21 protein-coding genes and 4 pseudogenes are annotated in these 25,816 nt (G+C 37.9%); 8 read left to right on the top strand and 17 right to left on the bottom strand.

The genetic code is table 11. The features are described 5' to 3' along the window. Positions 1-100: 100 nt before the first annotated feature. The 3 genes and pseudogenes from mnmG to I567_RS01540 form a co-directional block, all read right to left on the bottom strand. Positions 101-2,005, bottom strand: coding sequence for a tRNA uridine-5-carboxymethylaminomethyl(34) synthesis enzyme MnmG (mnmG, locus tag I567_RS01550; protein ID WP_016250502.1), 1,905 nt, complete (start codon positions 2,003-2,005; stop codon positions 101-103). Between the two features lie 18 nt (positions 2,006-2,023). Next, complete coding sequence (gene mnmE, locus I567_RS01545) at positions 2,024-3,421, bottom strand: tRNA uridine-5-carboxymethylaminomethyl(34) synthesis GTPase MnmE (RefSeq protein WP_016250501.1); 1,398 nt, start codon at positions 3,419-3,421, stop codon at positions 2,024-2,026. Between the two features lie 583 nt (positions 3,422-4,004). After that, a pseudogene (locus I567_RS01540) lies at positions 4,005-4,202 on the bottom strand (recombinase family protein); the annotation flags it as partial. Between the two features lie 178 nt (positions 4,203-4,380). Here I567_RS01540 and I567_RS12600 point away from each other — a divergent pair. The 3 pseudogenes from I567_RS12600 to I567_RS01520 form a co-directional block, all read left to right on the top strand. Continuing rightward, positions 4,381-5,800 (top strand): annotated as a pseudogene (locus I567_RS12600) (IS3 family transposase). A gap of 50 nt (positions 5,801-5,850) precedes the next feature. Next, positions 5,851-6,814, top strand: a pseudogene (locus I567_RS01525) (IS3 family transposase); the annotation flags it as partial. Positions 6,815-6,864: 50 nt separating this feature from the next. After that, positions 6,865-7,829, top strand: a pseudogene (locus tag I567_RS01520) (IS3 family transposase); the annotation flags it as partial. A 71-nt stretch (positions 7,830-7,900) separates the two neighbouring features. On the opposite strand, the gene I567_RS01515 reads toward I567_RS01520, so the two are convergent. From I567_RS01515 to I567_RS01485, 7 genes are all read right to left on the bottom strand, one after another. Next, the gene (locus I567_RS01515; RefSeq protein WP_016631275.1) at positions 7,901-8,137 is read right to left on the bottom strand and encodes a hypothetical protein; all 237 of its coding nucleotides are present in this window, start codon (positions 8,135-8,137) and stop codon (positions 7,901-7,903) included. Then, on the bottom strand, positions 8,119-9,165 hold the full coding sequence (locus I567_RS01510) for a LacI family DNA-binding transcriptional regulator (protein ID WP_016250496.1): 1,047 nt from the start codon (positions 9,163-9,165) through the stop codon (positions 8,119-8,121). The genes I567_RS01515 and I567_RS01510 overlap by 19 nt, the downstream gene beginning before the upstream one ends. 332 nt (positions 9,166-9,497) lie before the next feature. Beyond that, positions 9,498-9,812: a PTS lactose/cellobiose transporter subunit IIA gene (locus I567_RS01505; RefSeq protein ID WP_016250495.1), complete on the bottom strand. Its 315-nt coding sequence runs from the start codon at positions 9,810-9,812 to the stop codon at positions 9,498-9,500. Between the two features lie 55 nt (positions 9,813-9,867). Next, positions 9,868-11,244: a PTS sugar transporter subunit IIC gene (locus I567_RS01500; protein ID WP_016250494.1), complete on the bottom strand. Its 1,377-nt coding sequence runs from the start codon at positions 11,242-11,244 to the stop codon at positions 9,868-9,870. 18 nt (positions 11,245-11,262) lie between these two features. After that, positions 11,263-11,565, bottom strand: a complete 303-nt coding sequence (locus tag I567_RS01495; RefSeq protein ID WP_016250493.1) for a PTS sugar transporter subunit IIB — start codon at positions 11,563-11,565, stop codon at positions 11,263-11,265. A 47-nt stretch (positions 11,566-11,612) separates the two neighbouring features. Beyond that, positions 11,613-13,052 carry a glycoside hydrolase family 1 protein gene (locus tag I567_RS01490; RefSeq protein ID WP_016250492.1) on the bottom strand — a complete coding sequence of 480 codons (1,440 nt, stop codon included), beginning with the start codon at positions 13,050-13,052 and terminating at the stop codon, positions 11,613-11,615. A 73-nt stretch (positions 13,053-13,125) separates the two neighbouring features. Further along, the gene (locus I567_RS01485) at positions 13,126-14,019 is read right to left on the bottom strand and encodes an ROK family protein (protein WP_016250491.1); all 894 of its coding nucleotides are present in this window, start codon (positions 14,017-14,019) and stop codon (positions 13,126-13,128) included. Positions 14,020-14,452: 433 nt separating this feature from the next. Between I567_RS01485 and I567_RS01480 the strand changes: the two genes are divergently transcribed. The 3 genes from I567_RS01480 (at position 14,453) to I567_RS01470 (ending at position 16,192) form a co-directional block, all read left to right on the top strand. Continuing rightward, positions 14,453-15,247, top strand: a complete 795-nt coding sequence (locus I567_RS01480; protein WP_080648255.1) for an IS701 family transposase — start codon at positions 14,453-14,455, stop codon at positions 15,245-15,247. Positions 15,248-15,271: 24 nt separating this feature from the next. Beyond that, positions 15,272-15,637, top strand: a complete 366-nt coding sequence (locus I567_RS01475) for a transposase (protein ID WP_016250489.1) — start codon at positions 15,272-15,274, stop codon at positions 15,635-15,637. A gap of 252 nt (positions 15,638-15,889) precedes the next feature. Continuing rightward, positions 15,890-16,192, top strand: a complete 303-nt coding sequence (locus tag I567_RS01470; protein ID WP_016250488.1) for a heavy metal-binding domain-containing protein — start codon at positions 15,890-15,892, stop codon at positions 16,190-16,192. Between the two features lie 127 nt (positions 16,193-16,319). Here the strand turns inward: I567_RS01470 and tnpA are convergent, their stop codons facing one another. The 7 genes from tnpA to rpmH all read right to left on the bottom strand — a co-directional run bounded on the left by tnpA (position 16,320) and on the right by rpmH (position 22,442). Then, a complete protein-coding gene (gene tnpA, locus I567_RS01465) occupies positions 16,320-16,724 on the bottom strand; it encodes an IS200/IS605 family transposase (protein ID WP_016250487.1) in 405 nt (134 codons plus the stop codon). Continuing rightward, a complete protein-coding gene (iscB, locus tag I567_RS01460; protein WP_016250486.1) occupies positions 16,682-17,968 on the bottom strand; it encodes an RNA-guided endonuclease IscB in 1,287 nt (428 codons plus the stop codon). Before iscB ends, tnpA begins: the two co-directional genes overlap by 43 nt. Before the next feature lie 727 nt (positions 17,969-18,695). After that, positions 18,696-19,784, bottom strand: a complete 1,089-nt coding sequence (locus I567_RS01455) for a glycerate kinase family protein (protein WP_016250485.1) — start codon at positions 19,782-19,784, stop codon at positions 18,696-18,698. Positions 19,785-20,164: 380 nt separating this feature from the next. Further along, positions 20,165-20,962 carry an RNA-binding cell elongation regulator Jag/EloR gene (gene jag / locus I567_RS01450; RefSeq protein WP_016250484.1) on the bottom strand — a complete coding sequence of 266 codons (798 nt, stop codon included), beginning with the start codon at positions 20,960-20,962 and terminating at the stop codon, positions 20,165-20,167. A gap of 12 nt (positions 20,963-20,974) precedes the next feature. Then, the gene (locus I567_RS01445; protein WP_016250483.1) at positions 20,975-21,790 is read right to left on the bottom strand and encodes a YidC/Oxa1 family membrane protein insertase; all 816 of its coding nucleotides are present in this window, start codon (positions 21,788-21,790) and stop codon (positions 20,975-20,977) included. Positions 21,791-21,829: 39 nt separating this feature from the next. Next, on the bottom strand, positions 21,830-22,183 hold the full coding sequence (gene rnpA, locus I567_RS01440) for a ribonuclease P protein component (RefSeq protein WP_016250482.1): 354 nt from the start codon (positions 22,181-22,183) through the stop codon (positions 21,830-21,832). A gap of 124 nt (positions 22,184-22,307) precedes the next feature. Next, the gene (gene rpmH, locus I567_RS01435) at positions 22,308-22,442 is read right to left on the bottom strand and encodes a 50S ribosomal protein L34 (protein WP_006703104.1); all 135 of its coding nucleotides are present in this window, start codon (positions 22,440-22,442) and stop codon (positions 22,308-22,310) included. A gap of 606 nt (positions 22,443-23,048) precedes the next feature. On the opposite strand from rpmH, the gene dnaA reads away from it, so the two are divergent. After that, complete coding sequence (gene dnaA / locus I567_RS01430) at positions 23,049-24,383, top strand: chromosomal replication initiator protein DnaA (protein ID WP_016250481.1); 1,335 nt, start codon at positions 23,049-23,051, stop codon at positions 24,381-24,383. A gap of 189 nt (positions 24,384-24,572) precedes the next feature. After that, positions 24,573-25,703, top strand: a complete 1,131-nt coding sequence (dnaN, locus tag I567_RS01425) for a DNA polymerase III subunit beta (protein ID WP_016250480.1) — start codon at positions 24,573-24,575, stop codon at positions 25,701-25,703. The last annotated feature ends 113 nt before the right edge of the window (positions 25,704-25,816 follow it).

Below are 25,816 nucleotides of genomic sequence, written 5' to 3'. Positions count from 1 at the left end.
TAAAATTAATCAAACAAGCAGAAGTTGCTGAAAATTTACCAAAATATATGCTTTTCTGACCAATAGTTTTAGGTAATCAATATTTCATTTATTAATACTATCAAGATTCTTCTACGTTCACTTTAGAAATCTTGCCTTGTTCGATATAAACCATCAAAATAGAGATATCAGAAGGGTTGACGCCGCTGATACGACTCGCTTGGGCAATGGTTTCTGGACGAATTTTAGATAATTTTTGACGGGCTTCAGTTGCTAAACTATTGATCGCATCATAGTCGATATTTTCTGGAATACGTTTAGCTTCCATGCGTTTTAATTTTTCGACTTTATCTAAAGCCTTCTTGATATAACCTTCATATTTGATTTGAATTTCGACTTGTTCGATTTCTTTATTGGTTAACTCAGGACCTGCTGGAATAAATTGCGTTAATTCTAAGTAGCTGACTTCTGGACGGCGTAAGAAATCCAGTGCTAAGACGCCATCTTTTAAGGCCGCTGCTTGCTTTTGGGCTAAAAATTCATTGATTTCTTTAGTTGGTTTTAAGCGAATTTCACTTAAACGTTTGATTTCTGCTTCGATATTGGCTTTTTTCGCTAAGTAGGCTTGGTATTGGTCTTCTTTGACTAAGCCGATTGCATGCCCCATTTCAGTTAGGCGCAAATCTGCATTATCGTGACGCAAAATCAAGCGGTATTCCGCACGTGAAGTCAATAAACGATAAGGTTCGTTGGTGCCTTTCGTGACTAAATCATCAATCATCACGCCGATATAACCATCTGAACGACTTAATACGAAGGGATCTTTGCCTTGGACTTTCAATGCAGCGTTAATGCCGGCAATTAATCCTTGACCGGCCGCTTCTTCATAACCACTGGTACCGTTTGTTTGGCCAGCGGTGAAAAGATTGGCAATTTTTTTCGTTTCAAGTGTTGGGCGCAATTGGTGAGGGACCACCACATCATATTCAATGGCATAACCCGTACGCATCATTTCCGCTTTTTCTAATCCGGCAATTGAGTGCAACATTTTCAATTGGACATCTTCAGGTAGCGAAGTAGAAAAGCCTTGTACGTAAACTTCTTCATTTTCGAGTCCTTCTGGTTCTAGGAAGAGTTGGTGGCGTGGTTTGTCGTTGAAGCGCACGATCTTATCTTCAATCGATGGACAGTAACGCGCACCGACCCCTTTCACAATCCCGGTAAACATAGGCGCACGATGTAGGTTTTCTTCAATAATTTCGTGGGTGCGTTTATTGGTATAGGTCAACCAACAGGGTACTTGTTCTTGTTTATAGGCACTATCTGGCGTTGTGAAACTGAAATGGTTAGGGGTGGTATCGCCTGGTTGGATTTCAGTCACTGAGTAATCAATCGTGCTTGATTTGACGCGTGGTGGGGTTCCGGTTTTAAAACGTGTAATTTCCAAACCTAATTCTTTCAAATGATCAGCAAGGCCAATGGATGGTTGCGAATTGTTTGGTCCTGAAGAATATTTTAATTCCCCGATAATAATTTCTCCGCGTAAAGCCGTACCAGTCGTGATGACCACCGCTTTGGCATCATATCGCGCACCTGTTGAAGTCACCACCCCTTTGCAGACATTATCTTCAACAATTAAACGTTCGACGATGCCTTGACGCAAAGTCAGGTTTTCTTCTAATTCAATGGTATGTTTCATCGCGCGGTGGTAGGCATGTTTGTCTGCTTGTGCTCGTAATGCGCGGACAGCTGGCCCTTTCCCGGTGTTTAACATACGCATTTGGATATAGGTTTTGTCGATATTTTTTCCCATTTCGCCGCCGAGTGCATCGATTTCGCGCACGACCACGCCTTTTGCTGGACCACCGACAGAAGGGTTACATGGCATAAAAGCGACCATGTCTAAATTGATGGTAACTAATAGGGTTTTGTTTCCCATACGACTACTTGCTAAAGCTGCTTCACAACCCGCATGACCGGCACCGACAACGATGACATCATACGAACCTGCTTGATATTCTTCCATTGATTTGTTCACCTCTTGTTATTTTCCTAGACAGAATTGACTGAATAATTGTGTGATTAATTCATCTTGAACACTTTCACCCGTGATTTCTCCTAATAGATCCCAACAACGGGTTAAATCCATTTGTACTAAATCGACGGGCATCCCTGCATCAATGCCATTTTCCACTTCTTTTAGACTGGCTAGTGCTTGTTCTAAAAGGGAAATATGACGCGTATTGGAGACATAAGATGCTTCTTTAGACTGGGTTTGACCGGCGAAAAATAGGTCTTTAATGGCTTTTTCTAATTGCTCCAAACCATCTTGAGCCACCACGGAAATCGCAAAAACTGGACTGTCTTGGGCCACTTCTTGTAATTGCGCACGGTCTAAAGCACTTGGTAAATCTGTTTTATTAAGCAAAATGATACGCTTGGATTGTTTGGTTAAATCTAATAGCGCTAAATCTTCTTTGGTTAGTGCTTCAGCTTGATTTAAGACTAACAATACCAAATCGGCTTGTTGGAGGGCTTTTTTACTGCGCTCCACTCCGATTTTTTCCACGACATCTTCTGTTTGACGAATGCCGGCTGTATCAATCAGTTTCAGTGGCACGCCATTGACATTGACATATTCTTCGATGACATCGCGCGTCGTTCCAGCAATGTCCGTGACAATCGCTTTTTCTTCGTCCAATAAATAGTTTAATAGACTGGATTTTCCGACATTTGGCCGGCCGATAATCGCTGTCTGCAAGCCTTCACGCAAAATTTTTCCTTGCGTGGCGGTCTTTAGCAGCTGTTCGATTTTTTCTTCTATATGTTTGGCTGTGGTTAGCATCAACTGGCTGGTCATCTCTTCTACATCATCGTATTCTGGATAATCGATATTGACTTCAACTTGCGCCAAGGTTTCCAAAATTTCTTGACGTAAACTTTTAATTAAAGTCGATAAGCGTCCTTCTAATTGTTGGTAGGCCATTTGCATCGATTGGTCGGTTTTGGCTTGGATAAGGTCCATCACCGCTTCAGCTTGCGATAAATCGATACGGCCATTTAAAAAAGCGCGTTTGGTAAATTCACCTGGTTCAGCTAGGCGTGCCCCTTTGCGTAAAACCAGTTGTAAAATTTGATTGGTAACGACCATCCCACCATGACAATTGATTTCGATAATGTCTTCGCGAGTAAATGTTTTCGGTGCTTTTAAGACACTGACCATCACTTCATCTAAAAATCCCTCTCGTTTGTCGTCATAGATATGGCCATAATGAATGGTATGGCTGTCGACTTGGCTGAGTTTTTTCTTGCCAGCGACAAATATTTCATCTGCAATCTCTAACGCTTGGCTCCCACTTAGGCGCACCATGCTGATGGCTCCTTCACCGGGTGCTGTCGAAATCGCCGCAATCGTATCAAATTCTTTGGTAATCTGATTCATGTTCTCCTCCGTTAATGATAAAACAACTACAAACCTACTAAATCAAACAGACTCAAGCGCGTGAAAAAGGCTATCAGCTAGGTAGATATTAGGGACTTTCCCGATGGTGTTGGAGAAACCTTTTGCTCCGTAGCTGATCGAGTCGCTTCACATCCTTTGACTAATCTGTGTTCGGCGGGTAGCTCCTGTGCATCTAAGCCGGCCTGTCTTGGAAAATCTTAAAACATAATGGATTTTCCTGACATTCCGGAAACCTTAGCTGCTTGGAGCTAATCGACCCGCCTCACATCCTTAATATAAAAAAGTGCCCACTCCACCTATTGTTTTCTCATAAATGAAAAGTAATAGGTAGACGAGCACTTTGACTGCCTGTCTGATTGAATTCGTTTGTAGATTATCATAATTTCAGGCAAAATTCAAGACAAAAGCAAAAAATAAAGATGCTTATCGGTAAGGTTGGAATCTGTTCATAGCAAAATGATACCTCTGAAGGTGATTTCTAACTATTATGTAAAGCGTGGTCATGAAGTACTTTAACATGTACAAATTTTTTGCCATACTTAGGCTGAAGCGTATCATCGATAATCTTCACGCCTTTTTCGAAAAGGAATTTAATTGTGTTCAATGCATCTTGAGTGCTGCGAACGAAGCGATCCATTTTTGTTATTACTAGCGTATCGCCAGTCTGTATTTCCTGTAGGAGTTTTTGAAACTCAGGTCGGTTACTTTTGGTTCCAGTAATTTTTTCAAAATAGATTCGATCGCAACGCTCATCTTCCATTTATCTTTTTTTCACTAGGTCAGGACTTGGGAGCTAGACATTGATGGCTGAACTTATAATCCCCTAGTCTACAAAAAAATATGCTCCCCCAATATAATAAAAAGAGGAGGAGAAATCGTTTTGTACCGACCCCCAAAAGTTAGACCATAAAATCTAACAATTGGAGGTCGGTATTTTTATGTCCAAATATTCTTTTGAGTTTAAAAAGCAAGTTGTAAATGCTTATCTTAATGGCGAAGGTGGTTATACTTATCTTGCAAATAAGTTCGGCATTCCATCTGATAATAAAGTTAAACTATGGGTGGATAATTACAATGCATTTGGTGATGAAGGATTAAAACGTTCTAGAAAAAAAGATTTTTATTCTTTTGAAAAGAAGCTTTCTATAGTAGAGTTATATTTATCAAGTGAAATCTCATATCAAGATTTAGCTCTGCAAGAAGGAATTACTAATCCAAGTATGATCACAAATTGGGTGAGTCGCTTTCGTGCAGCTGGTCCTGATGCCCTAAGACCACGCAAGAAGGGACGAAAGAAAACATTGAATACAACTAATGGCAATACACAAAACAAACCAGTTGAAAAATCTTCTGTTGATACAAGTGCAGAACATGTAAAAGAGCTAGAAGAGGAACTTCTTAAATTGAGAATTGAGAATGCCTTTTTAAAAGAACTGAGGAGGCTGCGTTTAGAGGACGAGGAAAAAATGAGAGAAAGGCACTCGTCATCAACAGTCTCCGACGAGAATTCAAACTAAAAGACCTTCTCTCTTATACAGGCATGCCTAAAGCAACATATATGTATTGGCAAAAACGATTTGATAGAGAAAATCCTGACAAAGAACTTGAAGAAAAAATCCAAGAAATCCGTAAGAATAATAAGGATTACGGATATCGTAGAATACATGGAGAGCTTTATAATCAGGGATATCTCATCAACAAAAAGAAGGTTCAGCGAATAGTTCAAAAACTTGGCTTGCAGGTGACATCCTACACACGCAAAAGTAGGAAATATAGTTCCTATAAGGGCAGGATTGGTACCATTGCACCCAACAGAATTCGCAGACGCTTTAATACGCACATACCCCATCAAAAAATCACAACGGATACGACTGAATTTAAGTATTATGAAGTTGATGTCAAAGGACATATGACAATGCATAAGCTGTATTTAGATCCATTTATGGATATGTGTAATGGAGAAATACTAAGTTACAGCATCGATAAGAAACCTTCAGCAAAGAATGTAATGAATGCCTTGGATAAAGCCATTGAAATCACTTCAGACTGCCCTTATAGACGAACATTCCATTCTGACCAGGGTTGGGCATACCAGATGAAGGCGTACTCTCACAGGCTAAAAGAAGAACGAATATTTCAAAGCATGTCTCGAAAGGGCAACTGTCTAGATAATTCCGTAATGGAGAATTTCTTCGGTCTGCTTAAGCAAGAGATATACTATGCGTTATTTACCATAGCTATGAGGAATTAAAAATGGAAATAGAACGATTTATAAAGTATTATAATGAACAACGAATAAAAGAAAAGTTAGGATGGATGAGTCCTGTTCAATATAGGCTCCATCTTTTAGCTGCATAATGAAAACGAGACGACCGGAGTCGTCTCGTAAAAAAGTCTAACTTTTGGGGGTCACCTCATTGAGAATTGAGAATGCCTTTTTAAAAGAACTGAGGAGGCTGCGTTTAGAGGACGAGGAAAAAATGAGAGAAAGGCACTCGTCATCAACAGTCTCCGACGAGAATTCAAACTAAAAGACCTTCTCTCTTATACAGGCATGCCTAAAGCAACATATATGTATTGGCAAAAACGATTTGATAGAGAAAATCCTGACAAAGAACTTGAAGAAAAAATCCAAGAAATCCGTAAGAATAATAAGGATTACGGATATCGTAGAATACATGGAGAGCTTTATAATCAGGGATATCTCATCAACAAAAAGAAGGTTCAGCGAATAGTTCAAAAACTTGGCTTGCAGGTGACATCCTACACACGCAAAAGTAGGAAATATAGTTCCTATAAGGGCAGGATTGGTACCATTGCACCCAACAGAATTCGCAGACGCTTTAATACGCACATACCCCATCAAAAAATCACAACGGATACGACTGAATTTAAGTATTATGAAGTTGATGTCAAAGGACATATGACAATGCATAAGCTGTATTTAGATCCATTTATGGATATGTGTAATGGAGAAATACTAAGTTACAGCATCGATAAGAAACCTTCAGCAAAGAATGTAATGAATGCCTTGGATAAAGCCATTGAAATCACTTCAGACTGCCCTTATAGACGAACATTCCATTCTGACCAGGGTTGGGCATACCAGATGAAGGCGTACTCTCACAGGCTAAAAGAAGAACGAATATTTCAAAGCATGTCTCGAAAGGGCAACTGTCTAGATAATTCCGTAATGGAGAATTTCTTCGGTCTGCTTAAGCAAGAGATATACTATGCGTTATTTACCATAGCTATGAGGAATTAAAAATGGAAATAGAACGATTTATAAAGTATTATAATGAACAACGAATAAAAGAAAAGTTAGGATGGATGAGTCCTGTTCAATATAGGCTCCATCTTTTAGCTGCATAATGAAAACGAGACGACCGGAGTCGTCTCGTAAAAAAGTCTAACTTTTGGGGGTCACCTCATTGAGAATTGAGAATGCCTTTTTAAAAGAACTGAGGAGGCTGCGTTTAGAGGACGAGGAAAAAATGAGAGAAAGGCACTCGTCATCAACAGTCTCCGACGAGAATTCAAACTAAAAGACCTTCTCTCTTATACAGGCATGCCTAAAGCAACATATATGTATTGGCAAAAACGATTTGATAGAGAAAATCCTGACAAAGAACTTGAAGAAAAAATCCAAGAAATCCGTAAGAATAATAAGGATTACGGATATCGTAGAATACATGGAGAGCTTTATAATCAGGGATATCTCATCAACAAAAAGAAGGTTCAGCGAATAGTTCAAAAACTTGGCTTGCAGGTGACATCCTACACACGCAAAAGTAGGAAATATAGTTCCTATAAGGGCAGGATTGGTACCATTGCACCCAACAGAATTCGCAGACGCTTTAATACGCACATACCCCATCAAAAAATCACAACGGATACGACTGAATTTAAGTATTATGAAGTTGATGTCAAAGGACATATGACAATGCATAAGCTGTATTTAGATCCATTTATGGATATGTGTAATGGAGAAATACTAAGTTACAGCATCGATAAGAAACCTTCAGCAAAGAATGTAATGAATGCCTTGGATAAAGCCATTGAAATCACTTCAGACTGCCCTTATAGACGAACATTCCATTCTGACCAGGGTTGGGCATACCAGATGAAGGCATACTCTCACAGGCTAAAAGAAGAACGAATATTTCAAAGCATGTCTCGAAAGGGCAACTGTCTAGATAATTCCGTAATGGAGAATTTCTTCGGTCTGCTTAAGCAAGAGATATACTATGGCGTTATTTACCATAGCTATGAGGAATTAAAAATGGAAATAGAACGATTTATAAAGTATTATAATGAACAACGAATAAAAGAAAAGTTAGGATGGATGAGTCCTGTTCAATATAGGCTCCATCTTTTAGCTGCATAATGAAAACGAGACGACCGGAGTCGTCTCGTAAAAAAGTCTAACTTTTGGGGGTCACCTCATTTAAAAACTTTTTAAATTATCTTATCATGAAAAAAGAAAGTCTGCATAATTTTTGTATAATTACTCAAAGAAGGAGATGTTTGGGAAATATTCCTGTTTTTGCTGAGATTTAAAGTACAGAGCATTTTTGGGCGCTGTACTTTACTTTTCAAGTCGACATAGACACAGTCATTGTCTACCTCAATCAAAATAATCAAATAATCAGCTCCAACTAATTCAGCAAGTTTTGCTACTGCAAAATCCCACAACTCTCCCTTTCCACTAATGAGACAGGTACTACATTTATAGATGACTTCGTTTCACCTTCAATCGATGCAACAATCGACTTTGTGGCGATATCAGCCATTTCTCCTAACTTCATTTTCATAGAAGTCAATGGTGGATTAAAATATTTAGACGATTCAATATCATCAAATCCTATAACAGAGATGTCATCTGGAACTTTGAGACCTCTTTCTTGAATAGCTTTGATTGCTCCAAATGCTATCTTATCATTACTGGCAAAAATAGCCGAAAACTCACTATTTCCATTAAGTAATTTTTTCGCAGCCTCATATCCAGCATTTTCCACAAATTCGCTATTTACAATCAAGTTCTTATTTACTTCTATCCCTGCATCTTCTAATGCTTTTTTGTATCCTCTTATCCTGTCTTTAGAAGAGAATTTGACCGTACCGCCTGTAATATGTGCGATTTGTTTATGTTTTTTATCTATGAGATATTTTGTCGCACAATAAGCGCCGTTGTAATTGTCCGCATTCACTATCATGCACTGGTTATAGGTGGCATCTTCAGGTCTGATTGATTGATCGATCAGCACAACTTTATACCCTCTATCAATGATTGTTTTTATCGATTCATCGTCGTCATTCTGGCCTATGAAAATCCCACCAGAAATTGTCTTATTATAAAAACTCTCTTTAATTTTTTTATAGCCTGCGACGCTATGTATAATATGGACAAGAACCAGGTAATCCATCTCACTTGCTGTTTCTATCACTGAACTAGTAAATTCTAGATAATACGGACTTTTGGTAATTCTATTTTTTAGTCCAGCTTCTTCATGTATCAGGTCTATAATAAATAAGCCGATCACCTTATTTTGGCTTCCTGCAAGCATCCTTGCTGAAGCCTGTGGCACATACTCATGTTCCTTAATTACTCTTAAAACCTTTTCTCTTGTTTCTTCCGAGACATTTGAATAATTATTTATCACTCTGGATACAGTACTGCGTGATACTCCGGCAATTTTTGCAATTTCAGTACTATTCATCATAAAGGCATCTCCTTTCGTTCGTAAACTCGTGTTCATACTACAACACTATACTATTTGTCCATTTTTTTCAATCTTTTTCTGTTTTTCGAAAAACTCTGCCTGCTTCAAGATTCCAGCAAAAGGAGACTTTTGGCAATACCTTTCATGCAGAAACCATCAGCAAATGCCTTCAATCGCAGAACAAACCACCACCCAGTGTTTTGTTCTAAAAATAAGGCACCCAGGATTATATTTCATCCTGGGTGCTCTATGTTTTGCTGCTAGCATCAGATTCTGCCTGTAAAGTAAGCAAGCAATTCTAGTTCATCTAATATTTTCTCTTTCATGTTCACTTATTTATTGTTTAACTGTTTGAACATTTCTATCATTTCTTCGATTAATAATTTAGTTGTCTCCGTCGACATCAATTGATCTTCTGCGTGCATGATTATTAACGAAAGTTCAACATTTTCGCCAGCAGCTTCTTTTTGTATCAAAGAAGTATGTGCATGATGGCCTTTCACAAAATATTCCGATGCTTCAGCCATTTTCTTTTCTGCTTCATTGTACTTTCCTTTTCTGGCATCTCTTAATGCTTCAACGGCCAATGATTTGGCCATTCCAACATTACTGATTATACTAAAAGCAGTTAATTCAATTCCTTCCATGTGTAAATCTCCTATCTTGAATCTTTCGGTTTGTTCTCAGCGTAATGCAGCTTTTTTAAATCGCTTCTACTACTTCTTGTTGCTGTATTTCATTCTCCATTTCATTCTCCATTTCATCTTCAATAATCGCTGCTTTATTCGCTGCGATTACAAACGGCGAGTAAATTAATACACTCACCGCAAGACAGATGAATCCGACAAACAGTGCGACGATATTTCCGCCTGTACCCAAGAAAGGCATCAATGGTCCTGGTGTTGTCCAAGGAATACCAATCGTTACCGGTGGCATAATCTTAAGAATCATAACTGCGGTATAACCAATCATAATGTTAACCAGTGGCGCAATAATAAATGGAATAATATAAATCGGATTCAGAACAATCGGTAAACCAAAGATAACCATTTCGTTTATATTGAACAAACCGGGTGCCAAAGAAAGTTTGGCAATACTTTTCGATTCCTTATTTTTCGAGAAAATCAATATAGCAATGATTAGACCCAATGTCGCTCCTGAACCGCCATATTCAGCGAAAGCAGTAGCTAAACCACTGTACGTTATCGGATAAGGCGATCCCCATGTAGTACCGCTTTCAGCATAATGTAAGAGGTTTGCGTTTCCGGCTTCCGAGAACATGGTATCTCGAATAGCTGCAATCGTATTTGGTCCGTGTATTCCCATAGCCCATAGCGATTGAGATAAGAATGCTAAAATAAGCACTGAGAATAAACTTTGACTCATTCTGGTCAATGGTGTTTGAAGGATGTTATAAATTAATTCATGTAATCCGCCTGGTGCAGCCATTTTTACAAAGTAGTTGAGGACGGAGAAGAAAATCGTCGTGATGATAATCGGGATCAACACTTTGAAGGATCTTGCAACTGCTGAAGGTACTTGTTCTGGCATTTTAATTTCTAACTTATCTGATTTTGCTAATCTAGACATTAGTTCGCCGACCAAGAGCCCAACCAAAATTGCTACAAACAACCCTTGTGCGCCCATATATTGATTTGTTAGATAATTTACTCCTTCATTATTGAAATAATCAGGATAGATGATGAAATAAACAGAGATTGCGGTCAAACCTGTCAACAAATCATCGCCTTCCATTAGTTTCGCAAGGTTTCTGGCTATCAAAAACACAATCAAAATCGAGAAAATATCAGCTGAACCTTTAACAACTGGAGCGAACACTGCTTGGAATTTAACAATACCCGGAAAAAGTTTATCGAATTGCAAGATTTTAAACATGAATCCATCTGGTGACAAGAAAACATTATTCAATAACACCATCAATGATCCTGCCATCGTTAATGGGAATGATAAAATAAAAGCATCTCTTACTGCGCATATGTGTCTTTGAGCGTTCAACTTTGTAGATAAAGGCACTAACAATCTTTCTATAGCACTTTGAAATTTGTCCATAAAACTCATTTTTTTTAACCTCTTTTCCTAGTTTATTTTTTGTAAAGCGTCTTCTAAAATCGCTTTTCCATTCATCATTCCATACAGCCGCATGTCCATCACTTCTACGGGAATTCTGCCTTTTACAAGTTTTTCAACGTTCCCTTTCTGGAAACGCACTTGTGGTCCTAAAAGAACGATATCGACATTATCAACGACCGTACTTGCCTCTGCAACTGGAAGGGCATCTATTTCTACTTCAATTCCTTTTTCCTTTGCGGCGTTTCTCATTTTGCTCACAAGCAAACTTGTGGACATTCCTGCTGAACATACTAGTAAAATTTTTTTCATGGTCTATCTCTCCTTGTTTTTTCATATTCATTGATTGTGAACGATTCTTATAACTCTTCTCCATTGGTGCGAATAACATTTTTGTACCAATAGAAGCTGTTCTTTTTGATTCTTCTCAAATCTTTTTGATCATTTTCATCTCTGTCAACATACACAAATCCATAGCGTTTTTGATAACCATTCAACCAGCTTAACAAATCTGTAAATGACCACGTGCAGTAGCCTAGAAGATCAACACCATCTGTTATTGCTTCTTTACAAGCCTTGATATGTGCGCTCAAGTAATCGATTCTGTAAGCATCATTGACAGTGTCGTCTTCTTCAAGCTTGTCGAATTCTCCAAGCCCGTTTTCTGTAATAAGTATTGGAAGATTATATTTGCTGGTCAATCTTCTTAGTCCAATTCTTAAACCAGTAGGATCAATTGCCCAGTCCCAATTTGTTGTTTCCAGATGTGCATTTTTTGCATTTTTATAAACTCCGGGTAATCCACTTTCTTTAGTGGTGCCTTTTTTACCTGTGTTATTGATACTTTCAGATTGCCCTACTCCATCAAGCGGATTGAATGCAACTGTGCTTGTTTGGTAATAATTTATTCCGATAAAATCTGGTTTTACTCTTTCCAACAATTCAAGATCTCCATCTTCAATAGTGGGTGCGATTCCAAGTCTTTCGTAATATTTAAAAGCGAATACTGGATATTTACCTTTGCAATAAACATCGAGCCACCAATTGCAATTTAAATCCTCTGCATTTTCTGCGGATAAAACATCTTTTGGATCGCAACTGAATGGATAAACTGGTCCAAATGCAAAGCTTGGTCCAATCATACCGTCTGGAACATATTTTTTGAAGGATTCAATTACGGTAGCATTAGCTAAGTTCGCTATATGATTCGCCTCAAGCATTCTCTTTTGATCTTTAACAGCTGGCGGGTGCATAGCGGTTACGTAACCTAGTGTTACAAATATATTTTGTTCATTCAATGATACCCAGTGCTTAACTTTATTCCCAAATCTCTTGAATAACGTTACACAGTATTCATTAAAATCATGAATGATTTCTCTTGATTCCCATCCGCCGTACAAATCTTGAAGATGTTGAGGTAAATCCCAATGGTACAACGTAATGATTGGTTGGATATTGTTCGCGATAAGTTCATCTATCAAGTTTTCATAAAATTTTAAGCCTTCTTCATTTACTTCATTTCTTCCATTGGGATAAATACGTGTCCATGCAATTGAGAATCTATAAGCTTTCAATCCCATTTCAGCCATTAAAGCTACGTCTTCTTTGTATCTATTGTAATGGTCGACCGCGATATTCCCGTTTGTATTCTTAAATGTTGTCCCCGGTTGGCGGGTGTACACATCCCATACACTTTCCCCCTTTCCATCTTTGTCCCATGCTCCTTCAACCTGATACGCTGCAGATGCCGATCCCCATAGGAAATCATCTTGGAATTTGTCTAATTCTTCGTATATCACTGAATCTTATCCTCCGTTTTCAATATAAATTTATTTTCAAACATTCTTTCTTGAAAAAAAACTATTGTGTATTTTAGATAGAAGCTTTTATAACAGCACCCAGTATGTTGGCATCGTTATTATACTTGCATCTATTGATTTCGGTAGTAATAAAATCCGCTTCTAAATACTCCCTACAGGTTTTCTTATACGTTTCTCTTACTTTATCGATGAACCAGTTTTCTTCGGATATTCCTCCACCGATGCATATCACTTCAGGATTATAAAAAACGGTGATTACTATTAATTGGGCCACTATGTTTCCTATCCATTCATCTACTGAAGACACAGCTGATTCATTTCCGTTTAGGTACTTCTTGCAAACCTCATTTCCATACTGAACCTGCTCCTCCCGATTAACTTTTTTATTGTATAAATTAACCAATCCGGTTATCGAAGCATAATCACCCATCTTATCAAGGCCGCCTATCTCAGCGTTTACAAAAGGCATATTATGGAATTCCCCCGCAAACGAATCTTTTCCATACACAACTCCGTTTTCGTCGCATATGCATCCACCTGTTCCTGTACCTATAATCAAAAACGCTGAAGATTTGTATCCCTTTGCATTTCCAATTTTAAACTCACATAAACCTGCTGCTTTTGCATCATTGATTGCGGACACTTTTTTATTTGTCCTTTTGTTGATTTCATTATTGATATTTGTGCCGTACATTATAGCTACATTAGGAGCAGCATAGGATTTAACATTCGAATCTTCATCAATAAGGCCGGGTGCGCTTACACCGATTTTGTCAATTTCATCTACATTTCTTATATTTGAACATATATAATCGTAAAATTCGTCGGCTGTATTGTACTTAACCGTTTCGACTTTCCACTTCTCTTTGATGCGATGTTGCTTGTCTATTAATGCATACTTAATGAACGTCCCTCCTATGTCTATTCCTAAACTTATTTTCTCCATAACACTTCTCCTTAAAATGAAGGTCTTGCAGTTTGCCTTCTTATATTGCAGCTTGATTCAAACTCATAAACACGCGTTCATGATTTGTTAAAAAGAAAAACGATACGCTCATTTCCACCTTTTTTTATACGATGAACATCCCATGAACGCGCGTTTATAGATATAGCATACACTGAAAGCAATTACATTGCAATACTTTTTTTATTTCTTATGTGTAGTTTTTGTTTAAAAAGTACCTTTTAATTCCACCAATACTTAAAAATAAGGGAGCGATTTCATCTTCATTTAACCAGTTTTTTAAAGTACAGAGCAAATTTCTGGGCTATACTTTATTTTTTTGACTTCAAAATTGATAGAAATGAACATTTTGATTTTCATTATCATTTTTCAGAAAAAAATACCTTCTCAAGTTAATAAATCAACTTAAGCTGGTATTGCTTCTGTTCGTTCCTTTTACAATTGGTTTTTGCGACTGTACTACGGAAAATCCTTGAATACTTACTATCATACACTGTCAGTCATTGGAGAAAAGCTCAGTATTATTGAATTAAAAGTTCTTCAATCCTTGTTAGAAATAGATCTCTTTCAAGAGCTTTCCAGTCAATATCCTGTACTATTCCTAATCGATGATACGCTTCAGCCTAAGTATGGCAAAAAATTTGCACATGTTAAAGTACTTCACGACCACGCTTTACATATAGGGAAAGCTTATGTGAATGCACTCGATTTTGTCACTTTAGGTATTGCTTTTCCTATCCAGGGTAAAAAACAGGTAGAATACATCATGTTCCCTTTTTCCATGCGGATGTACATTCCTGGTGGTAAATCGAAGTTAAACTTGGCTAAAGAGATGGCTACCGCTGCCCTAATGGCATTTAAACCAAGCCAACACATTATTGCAGAATGTGATAGCTGGTATCCCAAAAAAGAGCTTTTAGATTTTGTCAAACTTCATCAGAACGTTGATTTTATCGCCAATATTCGAAAAGATACCGCGCTATTTGAGTTTCCAGAAAAGACTGGTAAGCGCGGGCGTCCACGTAAGTACGGAAAGAAATTCAGTTGTACAGATATAGCTTTTTCAGATAGTGATGGCACTTATGAGGTTGGCATGACGTATTGCCTAACTCATCTATTTTCTCTCCCAGTTTATGTCGTTCGAACAAAGAAATCTGACCAAAAAGGTGGAAGATTATTCATTTCTACGATAGATTCTGAGAAACTCTAAGCCATTACGCCTGAGACTCAGGGAATGTGGCGCATATTAGAATACTATGAACAGCGTTGGAAGATTGAGACTTACTTTTATGAAATCAAAACATTTTGGTCTTTTGGAAGTTATCAAGTTCGCTCCTATGAAGAAATTGAAGGAATGAATTTTTTAATCAATTTCACATATGGACTGGTTAAAATCTTGCCGTTGATAGATAGCCGCTTTTCTGCATTGATGTCACAAGGGACAAGTGCACGCAAAAATGCCTTAAGTCGCGTCATTCTTGAAGAACAAATTTTCCATACTTTGGGGTCAGAGTCCCAAAACGCCAAAAATAAACGCCCAAATATCAGGGCCTTATTTCGCATGCCCTTAAAAAAACGGATAGAAAACTATTTTTTGTAAAGTGCTGCTATTTTACTAAAGTCCATATTACAAGAACGGCTAGAAAAATCATCAGACAGACTTTTGGGTGAAGTTCCTTATTTTTCAAAAAAGTACGCAATAATCTTCATCTACAAAAATGCGAGAAAAACTTGATTTCATCAGGTTTTGACGTTTCCTTAAAATGCGCAACTGTAAAACTTAGATGTTGCTTGTCAATTTGAACAAAAAGTCATAAAATAAAGGTAAATCAAGGAAAGTGAGGGATTGCTCATGAATGAAGAATCTCATATCTTATTATCTACTGGTAATGTCAATCGGCCTTATATTGTCCGTGATATCGCCTTTGCTACGGAAACTTTCGATAGCGATGTATTCAACAAATCCGAGGACTTAAATGCTTTATTAGCAGGCGTCAAGGAACAATTAAAAAAACGTGCGGATGAATATGGTGCCAGTGCGGTAATCAACTGCCACTTTGACCACAACCACATCAACACGCCAGACGGTAAACAATATATTAAGATTTTTGCCTATGGAACCATTGTACAATACACACAAACAACAATTGGTTAATGTCTAAAAAACCAGAGGAGAACCCTGTAAATCGGCGTTTTCCTCTGGTTTAAATTTTTATGTTTTATAAAATCGGCCGTAAAACCACACACTCTTGAGTGTGTGGATGTAAGGCCTGTTGCATTTTTTAACCTTGGTTTTTGATATATGCTTCTATTGTTTTTTGTGACACTTTACCAATGCTACTAGCAAAATATCCTTCAGACCAAATAATTTTCTTTTTCCAAAAATATTGTTTTAAATAATCATTATATTTTAACCATAAGTAATAAGTACTTTGTTGTTTTAATATTTTTACAATATTTGAAATGGAGTCTTTAGGTTTGTATTCTAGTAAAATATGTATATGGTCTATATCTGTTTCCATTTGAATAATTTTATAATGATATTTTTTCGCTATAAAATGCATTATGTTTTTTAAATCTGTATTGAATTCTTGCGAATTAAATATTTTTCTACGATATTTTGTTACGAATATTAAATGCACGTTTAAGCTATATTTTTTATGAGCGGTTCGGTTGTAGTTATCCATGTTTTTCTAGCAGATATTCTTTGACAATTTTTTGTTTTTGGTGTTTTAAAGCCTTTCGGCATATGGTTAAAGGATATCTTTTCTCCGTAAATATTCATTAGTTGAATATATCCGGTTGTCATTCTTCCTTTAACGAAATATTCATTACCGAAATACCTTACTTTGTCATACTTTTTAAATCCATCAATTTTACCTTTTGGAATGATTTTTTCTGAACGAATACCTTTTGTACGTTGAAAATCACCTTTAGGAATACAACGTTTAATCATTAGATTACATGCAAAATTCACTTGATTTCCAGCAGTTGCAATGACTGCTGCGTCTACATAATGTTCTTTAGGTAATCCTAAATTTAAACGATTTGCTTTGGTGACATACCCAAATGTTTCAATCGCATCTGGATATAATTTTAAAAGTTGTACACGAATGCTATTCATCTGCGTTGCGTATTTCAAAGCATTTTTTAAAGAGCCTTCAAAATTTGGATGAATTAATCCTTTATGCAGTTCAACATGGCAACTATGACAAACTGTAACTAGATTGTTTTCTTCGTCAGAGCCACCTTGACTTCTAAAAATAATATGGTGAACTTCTAAACGTTCATTTTTAGGTTTTTTCTTACAGATTTGACAAGTATGATTATCTCTTGCTAAAATCCGTGCTTTCATATTTTCAAAACCGTAATTCGGACCTTGTTGATAACCCCATGGTTTTACTTTTAGATTCGCCAAACTAGGATTTTTCATTAAATGTGGGTCGAATGTTCCTGTTTCAAGAATTAACTTTGCAATAGGTAAAATGCTTTTAATAAATTCAATTTCTTTTTGATGACTATGTAATTTACTAGTCATTGTTGGACTAAAACGATTTTTACGTTTTGAGTTTTTACGATTGTTGAATCGTGCTTTACGGTAACGTGTTTTACGGTTTCGTCGATTGCGACGATACATCCGTCGTTGATCCATTTTCTTTTTAATTGAATGATTCTTATCTTCACGTAAAACTACTTCAGAAGTATAAAGAATATTTCCTTTTCCATTTGTAACGGCTGTTGCAAATGTTTGACTACCAGTATCAACACCTAATGTTAAAGGTTGTGTGTAAGTAGTTGTTTCGTACGTTAACTTAATCGTAAAAGGTTCTCGATATTTGACTTTTGCTTTTCCTTGTTTTAACAATAAACGCGCGATGACGTTGCTACAAGGCATTAAAGGTTCGTTATTGATAGATAAAACGTATACCATGAACCAGTCACTCCTTTAAAATAAAAATATTTAAAAACGCTGCTTAAAAGCAGGTAATGCGTACTCAAACTATATTGTTACCATATAATTTTTTCCGACCTCAACTCGACAAGGATAATTAAGCTTTTTAGATATACGCCACAAGGCTTTGCTTACTCCAACCTAACTTAAACGTATATGACAGAGCAATGGTCTGTTGCGTCAACCAAAGGTGTCATGACTTAACTATCGTAGTATATATTTCTATATACTGAGTCTGGTAAACTATTTAATGGAAGCCACATACCCTTGGGTATGTGGTAGTTCACCCTCATTATTTTTGATATAACGACTGAATTTGTACTATTGCAAAATAATTTGCGCGGCTAATAATCCCATCATCGCAAAGTAGTACCAGCGTCTATCTTCCTGAACCACACGATAGATGAGCAGCGTAATCATGATTTGAAAAAGCAGAATAGACAAAAATGACGAAAAGATTTGTTTTTCATGGCAACTTTCCCCTTTCTAAAATAAAACCGTTTTCAATATTATATCATAACTGCATTTTATCTGTCACTTTAAAACACAAACAGCTTTACACCATTGAAATCAGAGAAAATAAAAAAACAGAGAACGACCTGTATGATAAGGTCTTTCTCTGCCTTTTTTGAATGGAAAAATTGCCCATTCATTGATAAGAATGATTACCCTATGAATATACTGACTTTTCCTTTAAATGTCAAACCTATCTGAAAAATACCCGACAAACCATCTGTGCTTGTCTAGTGATTTGCGTTAAGGTGTAGTCTTTATCCATCGCCTGAGCTAACGGAACCAACTGCGAATGGATGCTAAAACTGGCCAAAAGTACCTCTGACATTTGCCCCAAATCTTCACCTAAAGCCCCACATAGCGCAATCGTAGGGACCTGGTATTGTTTGGCTATCTGTGCCACACCAAATGGAACTTTACCAAAAGCGGTTTGTGCATCCATCTTGCCCTCGCCAGTAATCACCAAATCAGCACCGGCAATGTGGGTGGCTAATTGCGTCAACTCACTGATTTTTTGAAAACCTGGCGTAATTTGACCGCCTAAAATCACCAAAGCACCTCCAAGCCCGCCTGCAGCTCCAGTCCCAGGAATTTGCTGCAAATCAATGCCTTTTGTTTGCTTAAGAAAATCAACTATCTTTTGTGCTTGTTGGGCTTGTTGACTCAAATAAGTCGGATTGCCCCCTTTTTGCGGACCAAATATCATACTAAAACCCGAACGTCCGGCATAAGGATTGGTCACGTCGGATAAAATCGTCAGCTGCACCTGGCTAAAATCTGCCATCTCGCTAAAATCCAGCTGCGAAAAAGCCATCAAATCCGCGCCCTTCACACCTAAACCAGCCAAAAGCCCCATCCCACCATCAGAAGTCCCACTACCGCCTAGACAAATGATGATTTCGCGGACCTTGCGTTTCAAAGCATCTAATAATAATGCCGCCAAGCCAAATGTACTGGCTCGTTGAATCGTGTCCATGCTTGGAGTAATTTTATCAATGCCAACTACTTCTGCCACTTCAATTACCGCGATATCTTGACTCAATAAATAGTTGGCCGTGATAGGACGGTTTAATAAATCCACCGTGGCCACTTGGATGAATTCACCGCCTAATGCCTCATAAATTGCCTGCATACTTCCTTCGCCACCATCGGCAATCGCTTGGCAAGTCACGCTTATTTGCGGATTATATTGTGCAATGCCTTGTTTGACCGCTGCATTTAATTCTGCACTCGTCGCACAACCTTTATATGAATCAATCGCCACTACAACTTTTTTTACCATCGCTATGTTCCTTTATCATTTATAATTTCTTCAAGGCTTCCCGAGCTGCCTCACAACCTTGATTGACGGTGTAAATCGACTAGCTACTTTGGCGTATAAGCCACCCCGTCTGGGAAAGTCTTAACTTTTGGGACTTTCCCGACGTGTTGGACAAACTTATCCTTATCGGTATCAATCAACTAAATACTCGGAAAATTCACCCTACTGCTTAAGAAAATCTCCTTTCATCCGATTTTCTAAGCAGTAGGTAACACATGAATTTTCTCGTATTTGCCCAAGTTGATTGATATCCTTTTGCTCGTAGCTGATCAAGTCGATTTACAACCTTATTAAAAAACGAGTATGTGTTTGGTTTTTGCCACATACTCGTCATTGTTTTTTTATAAAGTTTTCACTGGTTCAACCACTAGATAACGATAAGGTTCATCGCCTTCTGAATGGGTTTGAACATATGGCACATTGCTTAAAGCCGCATGAATTTGTTTTCTTTCAAAAGCTGGCATTGGCTCTAAGAAAACTGGACGTTGACTGCGTTTGACTTGTTGTGCGGTACGATCAGCCAAACGTTTCAAAATCGCTTGACGTTTTTCACGATAATCCCCCACATTTAAAACAACAGATAATTTATTTTTAGCAATGCGATGAACGTAAACTTGCACCAAATATTGTAACGCATTTAAAGTCTTGCCGTGTTTGCCAATTAAAATCCCTTGTTTTTTCGTATCTAATTGGAAAATCACTACACCTTCTTCGCGTTTCATACGTACTAAAGCAGGCGCCCCTAATTTTTGACTTACTTCTGTCACATAGATTGCCACTTTTTTCAAGGCTTCTTCATCGCTTAGACCATCGTTTTCCAATATTTCTTGGCTAGGCGCTGCATTTTCCTCAACTTCTTCAACGGCTACTTCTGCAGTTTCTTCTTGTACATTTTCTTCTGGAGTCTCCGTCATGACTTCTTTGATTTCTTCAATGATTTTTTCTGGTACCACTACTTCTTCTGTAGTTTCAGACACAACTGGCTCGATTTTGACTTGGGCATTTTTGCGGCCCATTCCTAAAAAGCCTTTTTTCCCTTCATCGATGACTTCAATGGCTACTTGCTCTTTGCTTAATCCTAAATCTTTTAAACCAATTGCAACTGCTTCATCTACCGTCGTTCCTACATAAACTGACATATGAAAGCCTCCTTATTTTTTCAATTTCTTCTTCATCGCTTTTTGTAAGGCACGTTTTCTCGCCCGTTCAGCACGAATTTTTTCCTCGCGCTCTTTTTTGATTTTGAATGGATTATTAATCAATAACGTTTGCACCACTTGGAAAGCATTGGAAACCGCCCAGTACAAGGCAACCCCACTGGCCAAGTTCACACCCATTCCCAAAATCATCAACGGCATGAAATACGTCATAATCTTCATACTTGGATTGGACTGCACTTGGCTCATGCTTGAAAGATACATACTACCAAATGTAAAGACTGCCGCTAAGATTGGTAAAATGTAGTACGGGTCTTTTTGTCCGAGATGCAACCATAAAAATTCGCCTTGTTGTAAAGCCGGCACACGTGATAATGCTTGCCACAATGCCGTTAAGATTGGCAACTGAATGACTAATGGCAAACATCCAAGGTAAGGATTCGCACCGTTTTCAGAATATAGTCTTGAGGTTTCTTCACGTAATTTATTTTGCGTTTCGATATCTTTAGACGCATATTTTTCTTGCAGTGCTTTTAACTGTGGTTGCAATTCTTGAACTTTTTGCATGCTCTTCATTTGCATACTCATCAATGGGAATAATAACAAACGGATAATCAAGGTAAAGATGATAATCCCTATTCCCGTATTGCCAAACGAAAGAAACTCAATCGCCTTAGCAAAATAATAAACAATATAACGGTCCCAAATGCCGGTACTATTGACACTGACTTCACTTGTCCCACAAGCACTTAGGAATAATACCATTGCTGCTAGACTCGACAGCAATATCATGCGCTTACTTTTTTTCACTCAATTTTTTCCACCCTTCATACAATTTAACACATCTTTTTATGCGTTATTTTCTTCTTGATAAATTTTGGCAAGTTTTAACACATGCTTCAAGTTGGAGTAAATCTCAGCAGATGGCAAGTCCGCACAACTTGCCCTGGCAATCACGATAAAATCGATATCGCTTCTCAACTGATCTTTCATTTGATAAATACTCGCACGAATTTTTCGCTTCACCGCATTTCTTGTGACCGCATTGCCGACTTTTTTACCAACGGATAGGCCGACACGAAAATGAGGCTGCTCTGGTTTTTCGATAAAATAAACCACAAAGCGACGATTCGCAAATGAAGCACCTTGATTAAAAACCCTTTGAAATTCGGATTCTTTCTTCACTCGATACGATTTTCTCATAATTCGTCTAATCAATTCCTTTTTTTCTTACTCACTTGACTATTCTAACATATTTTATAGACAATCTTCATCCTATTTATGTAAAAATGGGCAAAAAAAAAAAACCACTGTGTAATCCAGTGGCTTAAGCAGCTAAAACTTTTCTGCCTTTACGACGACGGCTAGCTAATACGCGACGACCGTTTTTAGTACTCATACGTTTACGGAATCCGTGAACTTTTTGACGTTTACGTTTGTTTGGTTGATAAGTTCTTTTCATATTTTACACCTCCAAAAAAGAGTCTTTTTCTGCTATTTATACGACATACTAACTTAGTATAACGAGTCAAACGCCATTTTGTCAACTAAAATTTGAGTTTTGCGCTTGAAATTTCTCAAAATCACTACTTACTTAGAAAAAAATGTTTTTTCATTCTTACCAAATGAAGACAACCGAATTCCTTCTAGTTTATCCACATTTTCGTGATTTACTGTGAATCCTCTGTGCATTTACTTTTTTCCACAAGCTAAAAATCCCCAGCCTTATCCACCACTTTTCCACAGAGTCACAGGTGTGGATGAATTTATTCAAGGTGTGGATAGTTTTTGTGGAAAAGTATCTCTTCCTTTTGCGTCCCTTAACTTCATAATTGAGGATAACTTTGTGTGAAACTCGCTACATCCCTCAAAATATCCACAAGGTTTTATCTTTTGTGGATATCTTTTTGTGCCTTTTGCGAATAAAGTTTTACACAGATTACAATTCTGTGAAAAAAAGATAGAAATTCGCGCTAGACTGTGGAAAACTTGCCGTGAAAATGTTAAAGTATAGTTATCCACAATTTATCGGGGTCTTTGCGCCCAATTTTAGTGAGGAGGTTTGGTCATGCCTTCTTTAAATGAGCTTTGGACACAGCTACAAAAAATTTATAAAGATGAGATGAGTACGGTGAGTTACAACACCTGGATTGAAAGTGCTCATCCTATTTCATTTGAAGGTAATGAACTATTAATTGAAGTTCCGAGTGCTTTACATAAAAAATATTGGGAAGACAATTTAGCGGGAAAAATCGTTGAAACTGGCTATCTATTATATGGTAGTGAGGTCATTCCTAATTTTTTGCCAGCCGATGAAAAACGTCAGCAAAAAACACAAGAGGCACAGCAAAAAGCAGAGAAAAAGGAACAAAACAAACAAAAAACACTCCTAAATCCGAAATACACCTTTGATACCTTTGTCATCGGGAAAGGCAACCAGATGGCCCATGCAGCAGCCTTAGTCGTAGCCGAAGATCCAGGTTCGATTTATAATCCGCTGTTTTTCTACGGAGGTGTCGGTTTAGGGAAGACGCACTTGATGCACGCGATTGGCCATCAAATGCTGTTAAAACGCCCAAATGCCAAGATTAAATATGTCAGCAGCGAAAATTTCACCAACGATTTCATCTATTCTATTCAAAAAAATCGCATGGAAGAATTTCGGAATGAATATCGCACCGTTGACCTGCTTTTAGTCGATGATATTCAATTTTTGGTCAATAAAGAGGGCACCCAAGAAGAGTTTTTCAATACTTTTGAAGAGCTTTACCGCAATAACAAGCAGATTGTCCTAACTTCAGACCGTCTGCCAAATGAAATTCCAACCTTGCCAGAACGTTTGGTATCGCGCTTTGCCTGGGGATTATCCGTAGACATTACGCCGCCGGATTTGGAAACCAGAACTGCGATTTTGCGTACTAAAGCCGAGGCCGAAAACTTAGAAATTCCAGATGATACCCTTAGTTACATCGCCGGTCAAATCGATTCGAACATCCGTGAATTAGAAGGAGCCTTGGTGCGGGTACAAGCTTTTGCGACGATGCAAAATGTGGATATCACCACCAGTTTAGCTGCTGAAGCCTTGAAAGCACTGAAAAATAGCCAGCCTTTAACGCAGGTAACGATTCAAGACATTCAAGAGCAAGTGGCGAAGTATTATCATGTACAAGTTAAGGATTTGAAAGGTAAGAAACGTGTCAAAACCATCGTCGTACCAAGACAAATCGCGATGTATTTATCCCGCGAATTAACCGATCATTCTTTACCAAAAATCGGAGCAGAATTTGGCGGCAAGGATCATACCACCGTCATCCATGCGCATGAAAAGATTCAGCAGCTTCTTGGCAGTAATACCCAACTACAAGAAGAAATCGCCGAAATCAAAAATGCGCTCAATGGCTAATGTGGATAATTTGTGTGCAAGATATAAAGCTTATCCACAAGTTTTCCACAGTAGATAAGCTTTATATCTCAAGGTTTTAGACCTAGTTTTCCACAATAGTAACAAGCCTACTACTACTATTACTTTATATTTAATTAATATAATATAAAATAAGCGTACCAGATTAATAGAAAAGAGGATTTTCAACTGATGAAAGTAACCTTAAATAGAAGCATCTTTATGCAAGAATTACAAACCGCATTAAGAGCCATCCCAGGAAAAGCAACCATGCCAATCTTAACTGGGGTCAAAATGGAACTTACCCCTGATGGTATCTACTTAACAGGTAGCGATGCGGATGTCTCTATTGAAACCTTTTTAAGTAAAGAGAGTGAAAAAGCCCAAATGCAAATTGAGCAAACGGGTTCTGTTGTAATACAGGCAAGATTCTTTAATGAAATCGTGCGTCGTTTGCCGGAAGATACGTTAACGATTGAATTATTAAGTAACCAACAAGTCAGCATCACCTCAGGAGAAGCAAATTTCGTGGTGGCTGGTTTAAGTGCGAGTGAATATCCACAATTACCAGAAGTTTCTAGCGCAACACCGTTGAAATTGCCGATTCCATTATTAAACCAAGTGATAGCCGAAACCGTATTTGCAGTCTCAACCCAAGAAACACGCCCAATTTTAACTGGGGTACATTTTATTTTAGAAGAAAATCAATTAACAGCTGTAGCAACGGATTCTCATCGCCTAAGCCAACGTGTCATTCCATTAGAAGAAGCAGCTGCCAACTTTGATATGGTTATTCCAGGTAAGAGCTTAGTCGAATTGTCTCGTAGTTTGCCTGAACATGAAGAATTTGTCGAAATTTCCATTATGGATAATCAAGTGATGTTTACAACCAGTACGATGAAATTCTACTCACGCTTATTAGAAGGCAATTATCCTGATACGCGTCGCTTGATTCCTACTAATTTTGAAACGAGCATTACTTTTAACGGACCACAATTTTTACAATCCGTTGAACGCGCTTCTTTGCTATCTAATGAAGGTCGTTATAGCATTATTCGTCTATCAATTACTAATGAAGGAGTGATGTTATATGGTCGCTCTCCGGAATTAGGGAAGGTAGAAGAACGCCTATCTTATGAAAAAGTCGAAGGAGAACCTCTAGAAATTTCCTTCAATCCAGAATATATGAAAGCTGCCTTACGCGCGTTTAAAGACAGCCAAATCGTGATCCGCTTCCTATCTGCAGTCCGTCCATTTATCTTAGAACCAGCAGAGGACAACGGCAACTTCGTCCAACTCATCACACCCGTCCGCACGAATTAAAACAAGGATGTGAAGCGACTCGGTAAGCTACGAGCGGATAAGTTTGTCCAGAGCGTCGGGAAAGTCCAAAAAGTAAAGACTTTCCCAGACGAGCTGGCTTATACGCCGAAGTA

The sequence above is a fragment of the Enterococcus cecorum DSM 20682 = ATCC 43198 genome (assembly GCF_000407565.1).
In the GTDB taxonomy this organism is placed as follows: domain Bacteria; phylum Bacillota; class Bacilli; order Lactobacillales; family Enterococcaceae; genus Enterococcus_E; species Enterococcus_E cecorum.
Note: the sequence above shows the minus strand (reverse complement) of the source record. Positions and strands in the feature narration are given on the sequence as shown.

What these genes read in the sequence shown, in the direction of transcription:
- I567_RS01475 (WP_016250489.1), top strand. Translation starts at nt 15,272, where the DNA reads ATGTGGCGCATATTAGAATACTATGAACAGCGTTGGAAGATTGAGACT.
- I567_RS01470 (WP_016250488.1), top strand. Translation starts at nt 15,890, where the DNA reads ATGAATGAAGAATCTCATATCTTATTATCTACTGGTAATGTCAATCGG.
- I567_RS01500 (WP_016250494.1), bottom strand. Translation starts at nt 11,244, where the DNA reads ATGAGTTTTATGGACAAATTTCAAAGTGCTATAGAAAGATTGTTAGTG.
- I567_RS01510 (WP_016250496.1), bottom strand. Translation starts at nt 9,165, where the DNA reads ATGATGAATAGTACTGAAATTGCAAAAATTGCCGGAGTATCACGCAGT.
- I567_RS01505 (WP_016250495.1), bottom strand. Translation starts at nt 9,812, where the DNA reads ATGGAAGGAATTGAATTAACTGCTTTTAGTATAATCAGTAATGTTGGA.
- rpmH (WP_006703104.1), bottom strand. Translation starts at nt 22,442, where the DNA reads ATGAAAAGAACTTATCAACCAAACAAACGTAAACGTCAAAAAGTTCAC.
- tnpA (WP_016250487.1), bottom strand. Translation starts at nt 16,724, where the DNA reads ATGGATAACTACAACCGAACCGCTCATAAAAAATATAGCTTAAACGTG.
- dnaN (WP_016250480.1), top strand. Translation starts at nt 24,573, where the DNA reads ATGAAAGTAACCTTAAATAGAAGCATCTTTATGCAAGAATTACAAACC.
- I567_RS01495 (WP_016250493.1), bottom strand. Translation starts at nt 11,565, where the DNA reads ATGAAAAAAATTTTACTAGTATGTTCAGCAGGAATGTCCACAAGTTTG.
- jag (WP_016250484.1), bottom strand. Translation starts at nt 20,962, where the DNA reads ATGTCAGTTTATGTAGGAACGACGGTAGATGAAGCAGTTGCAATTGGT.
- rnpA (WP_016250482.1), bottom strand. Translation starts at nt 22,183, where the DNA reads ATGAGAAAATCGTATCGAGTGAAGAAAGAATCCGAATTTCAAAGGGTT.
- I567_RS01455 (WP_016250485.1), bottom strand. Translation starts at nt 19,784, where the DNA reads ATGGTAAAAAAAGTTGTAGTGGCGATTGATTCATATAAAGGTTGTGCG.
- dnaA (WP_016250481.1), top strand. Translation starts at nt 23,049, where the DNA reads ATGCCTTCTTTAAATGAGCTTTGGACACAGCTACAAAAAATTTATAAA.
- mnmG (WP_016250502.1), bottom strand. Translation starts at nt 2,005, where the DNA reads ATGGAAGAATATCAAGCAGGTTCGTATGATGTCATCGTTGTCGGTGCC.
- I567_RS01485 (WP_016250491.1), bottom strand. Translation starts at nt 14,019, where the DNA reads ATGGAGAAAATAAGTTTAGGAATAGACATAGGAGGGACGTTCATTAAG.
- iscB (WP_016250486.1), bottom strand. Translation starts at nt 17,968, where the DNA reads ATGGTATACGTTTTATCTATCAATAACGAACCTTTAATGCCTTGTAGC.
- mnmE (WP_016250501.1), bottom strand. Translation starts at nt 3,421, where the DNA reads ATGAATCAGATTACCAAAGAATTTGATACGATTGCGGCGATTTCGACA.